Annotated in this window: 5 protein-coding genes; 4 read left to right on the top strand and 1 reads right to left on the bottom strand. The window is 60.6% G+C overall.

What is annotated here, in order from left to right:
- From EN994_RS20380 to EN994_RS20370, 3 genes are all read left to right on the top strand, one after another.
- On the top strand, positions 1-435 hold a 435-nt coding region (locus EN994_RS20380), incomplete at its 5' end, for a hypothetical protein (RefSeq protein ID WP_206530430.1).
- 263 nt (positions 436-698) lie between these two features.
- Entirely contained in the window at positions 699-1,331 is a 633-nt protein-coding gene (locus EN994_RS20375) for a hypothetical protein (RefSeq protein WP_063167747.1), read from the top strand.
- Between the two features lie 136 nt (positions 1,332-1,467).
- Complete coding sequence (locus tag EN994_RS20370; RefSeq protein WP_244514292.1) at positions 1,468-2,913, top strand: hypothetical protein; 1,446 nt, start codon at positions 1,468-1,470, stop codon at positions 2,911-2,913.
- Positions 2,914-2,981: 68 nt separating this feature from the next.
- On the opposite strand, the gene EN994_RS20365 is transcribed toward EN994_RS20370, so the two are convergent.
- A complete protein-coding gene (locus tag EN994_RS20365) occupies positions 2,982-3,200 on the bottom strand; it encodes a hypothetical protein (protein WP_013532292.1) in 219 nt (72 codons plus the stop codon).
- Positions 3,201-3,490: 290 nt separating this feature from the next.
- On the opposite strand from EN994_RS20365, the gene EN994_RS20360 reads away from it, so the two are divergent.
- Positions 3,491-4,208: L,D-transpeptidase family protein (locus EN994_RS20360; RefSeq protein WP_127307758.1), on the top strand; the 718-nt coding region annotated here is incomplete at its 3' end.

The following is a 4,208-nucleotide window of genomic DNA, read 5'->3' as shown; positions in this document are numbered from 1 at the left end:
ATTCCAGCTATGGTGGGTTGCGGCGGGGTGACATTTATAGGATCGTCAAAGGATCGAAATTATCGAAGGAAGAACGGAATGCGCGCTTTGGTCTTCATCGGATTTCTGATGTTCGTTACTTTCTTGGTTGGCTGCACGACAGACAAGGGGAATGCCAGTCAAACCCAGACTGCGGAAGACAAGGCGCAGTGTACCGGCTTTGGTTTTAAACAAGGCACGGATGCTTTTGCCAATTGCATGATGAAGCTTTCGTCGCAGCGACAAGGCCAACAGCCCCAAGATCACGATGCACTCCTTCGCCGGTATAAGTCCTTAAGTATGGCTCGGCGCGGTGATGATCGGTATCCTGTATGCAGCGCCTCCGACATGGACAATGAACTCGATACTTCGGCAAATAAATGGATTGGCCCCAATTGCCAGATGGCACCAGATTAAGCGAGTGGAGTGCTGTACCAGCGACCCCGTCGAACGCGCCAAGCGTGAAATTCAAGACACCGCCGCAACACCAGTCGATCCAACGAGCCGGCATATTTATTCCGGCGTTCGCCGCATCGCGCGCCGTGTCGTCACTTACCCTGCCTTCCTGTAGGCCGCTTCGGCTGCGTGATTTCCTTCGATGAAGCCGAGGCCGATTCCGGTCGCGCTCCACTCCCGGCACCCGGCCTCTGCTACATCGAGGAGCATGGAGCAAACGCGTAATGGTCAGTGACAGCCGATTCCTTCTCGAACGCATCAGCCAAGGCTGCGTGACGCTCTCCGACGACGAATTCGTCATCGACAGGCTGGTCAAGTATTTCGGCAATGGCAGGATCCGCTGGCACGTCGAATTCCGCGGGCATCGCATCGAGCTGACGACAGGCCAGCTTAAGAAGCAGCCGACCTTCCGCAGGAAAATGCTCGAACAGACAGGGGTGCTGCCGCCCCAGCGTGCCGGGACCAACTACAGGCGATGGGCAGTCGATCTGAGGAAGAATGCCGTCGAGCTTCCTTGGCGGGATAGGCCGGTGGATAGCGGCTTCGCCATCGACAGGCTCGCCAGCCACGGCGACGGGCGCTGGACGGTCGAATATCAAGGCAAGACCATCAAATTCACGACGACGAAACTCCGCAGGCAGGTGAGTTTCCGCAAACGCATGCTGGCCAAGGCCAAGGTGCTGCCGCCCGAGTTGACCCCGGCTGCCTATCGGAAGTGGATGGACTGGCTCATTCAAAACGCCACCGAGGCTGCTCCGCAGGCCGGCGATGCCTTGATGACCGAGAAAAGCTGGCTTGACGACCTGCCTGAGCTAGCCGGCTGGCAAAATGAAACGGTGCCCGAAGAGACCGGCTAAGGGCGGCGATAGTCTCCAATGCAAGCAGCGATGGCACTCGTTGCGTTTGCCATGCCTGCCAGTTTCGGCACACATTGATGGCGAAGGAGTCTGACCAGAGCTGGCTCGCTGGCAATCAGAATTGAAATGAGACGACATGGACCGCTTCGACCTCGGCACCTACCGCCGCCCCATCTCCACTCGCTCGACAGAAACCCAGCGTTGGTTCGATATTGGCCTTAACTGGTGCTACGGCTTCAACCATGAGGAAGGCATCAAGTGTTTTGAGAAGGCGCTGGAGACGGATCCTCACTGCGCGATGGTTCACTGGGGCATCGCCTATGCCGCTGGACCTTTCTACAATCTGACCTGGAAGGAGCATGGCGAGGCCGAGGCCGACAGCGCGACCAAACGCTGCTTCGAGCATGTCCAACTGGCCAGGGCCAATGCGGCTTCCGCCAGTGAGATCGAGAAGCGGCTGATCGAGGCGCTGGCCGCCCGCTTCCAGAAGCCACACCGGGTGAGCCTGGAGGAATTCGAACGTTGGGATGACGCCTATGCCGCCGCGATGCGGCTTGTGTATCGGGACTTTCCCGATGACCATGATGTGATGGCACTGCTGGTCGAAGCACTGATGATGCGCACGGTGCGGCGGCTGTGGAACCTCAAGACCGGCGCGCCGGCGCCGAATTCCGATGTCGTCGAGGCGCTCGACGTCTGCGAGCGGTCGATCCGGCTTGCCGATGAGGCCGGCGCAGCACAACATCCGGCGATCGTCCACCTGCACATCCATCTCCTGGAAATGTCCACCATGCCGGAGCGCGGCATGCGGTCAGCGGATCTGCTCGGCGAGATGTGCCCCGATGCCGGGCATATGAACCACATGCCGGGGCACATCTATGTGCTGTGCGGCGAGTATGAGAAAGCAAAACGCGCCAGCGAAAAGGCGGTGCGCGCCAACGACCTCTATCTCGCCTATGCCGACGAGCCGACCTATTATTTGCTCGGCTGCTGCCACGATCTGCATCTGATGATGTTCACCTGCATGTTGTCGGGCCAGCACCAGTCTGCACTGTGGGCCGCCGACAGGGTGCGCAGCCTGGTCGCGCGCGACGTGGTCGCCATCCAGGGCCGGCCAAAGCTCACGCAGACGGTGGAAGGCTACCATGCGATGAAATCGCATGTGCAGGTGCGCTTCGGCCGCTGGCAGGAGATCATCGACGAACCGATCACCGAGGAGCCGGGCCTCTATGTGCTGACGGCGGCCATGCAGCGCTACGCCAAGGGTGTGGCGCATGCGACGCTCAAGCATTTCGCTGAGGCTGAACGTGAGCGCGAAGAGCTCCATCGGCATCTGAAAGGCATTGCGCCCGAGCGGCGCTTCCTCAGCAACCCGGCGCAAGCTTCGCTGGCTGTCGGTGCCGCCCTGCCTGTGCAGGACGAGCGCGCAGCAAGGCTGCTGTCACTGACGCGAAGTCTGCCTGTCGCCACTGTTGCGGCCGATCGGCTAGAGCAATTCCAGGAAAAGTGTGAAACGGTTTTCCGTCCGGAATTGCGTCAAAACAAGGAGTTAGAGCGGGTCGCCGTCTCCGTGAAACGGTGAACTGCTTTAGCCAAACAAATTGTCGGCCAGATCGTCGTTGGCGGTGGAAACCTCGCCGCCCGGGTATGTCACCTGCCGATCAGCCAAGGCTCCATGCTGCGTCGTCCCACGCCTTCGATCAGCACGGAGCAGTCTATCTCATCGTGAAGTTGGGCGTTTGGGTCAGACGAAAGCCAGGAAGCATAGGAGCGAAGCTGCTTGAGCCTGGCTGTTTTCTCAAGCCGTGCCTGGCGCTCATCCTCGGCTGGTTGAGCCGGTCCTTTGTTCTTCTGGGCAGGAAATTGCATCCTGGCTCTCCTCGGTCACCGAGCCTGTGGAGACGGACTCAATCGGGCGTTGGCCCGTTGTCGCTCCGGTCTCTGCGGTTCTGAAGCCAACACATGCGCTGACGGGAGTCGCCATTCATCTTGATGATGGCGGACCCTTATCAACAATGCACCCGCGCCACCGCCGGGTGCTCCTGGTCCGGGTTCACTGCGCGCACGGCACTCGGCAGTCGGACGCAACTGCAGGAAATGGAACCAGATCGGCCGTGCGACGTCATAGAAGCAGGTGCCCATACGGGAGTGTGACCTCCATGATCAGGCTCGTTCTTGTCGCGGTCGCCATGCTCGTCATCGCATGCGATGCAACGGCGGCGGCAAAACTGGACGCGGCCGCCGTCAACAACGCCCAATTTGACGGCAGCGAAGCGAAAGGCGTCAGTGCGACCGTGCTGAAGGCGCAAATCCTCCTGGATCGTGCACGCTTCTCGCCAGGCCTGATCGATGGCCGCAAGGCAGAGAACTTCACCCGGGCAGTCAGTGCGTTCCAAGCGGCCAACGGATTGCCTGCCGACGGCAAGCTCACCCGCGAGACATGGGACAAGCTGGTCGCGACCTCCTCGCGCCCCGCGATTGAGACCTACGATTTGACACGCAAGGATGTGCATGGGCCGTTCACCAGGCGAATTCCGGCGCGCATGGAGAGGATGGCCCGCCTGCCCAGGCTGGCCTACCACAATGCCCTGGAAAAGATGGCGGAGCGCTTCCACATCAGCGAGCAACTGCTTGAACGGCTCAATCCCGGCATCGGCTTCAGGAGGGCGGGGCAAAAGCTGCTCGTGCCAGCTGTCACCCGAGGTGATCCGCCGCAAGACATCGCGAGCGTCGAGGTCGACAAGAGCGCTCGCCAGGTTCGGGTGCTTGACCCTTCCGGCAAAGTGCTTGCGACGTACCCCGCCTCGATCGGAAGTCAGGAGAAGCCCGCGCCGAGTGGCCAGGCGGAGGTCAAACGCGTGGTGCACCACCCAGCCT

Source organism: Mesorhizobium sp. M7A.F.Ca.CA.002.09.1.1 (assembly GCF_003998555.1).
Taxonomy (GTDB): domain Bacteria; phylum Pseudomonadota; class Alphaproteobacteria; order Rhizobiales; family Rhizobiaceae; genus Mesorhizobium; species Mesorhizobium ciceri.
This window is presented reverse-complemented; position numbering and strand designations above follow the sequence as displayed.

Bases quoted from the DNA above. Each gene is read 5' to 3' on its own strand.
- EN994_RS20375 (WP_063167747.1), top strand. From the start codon at position 699: ATGGTCAGTGACAGCCGATTCCTTCTCGAACGCATCAGCCAAGGCTGC.
- EN994_RS20370 (WP_244514292.1), top strand. From the start codon at position 1,468: ATGGACCGCTTCGACCTCGGCACCTACCGCCGCCCCATCTCCACTCGC.
- EN994_RS20365 (WP_013532292.1), bottom strand. From the start codon at position 3,200: ATGCAATTTCCTGCCCAGAAGAACAAAGGACCGGCTCAACCAGCCGAG.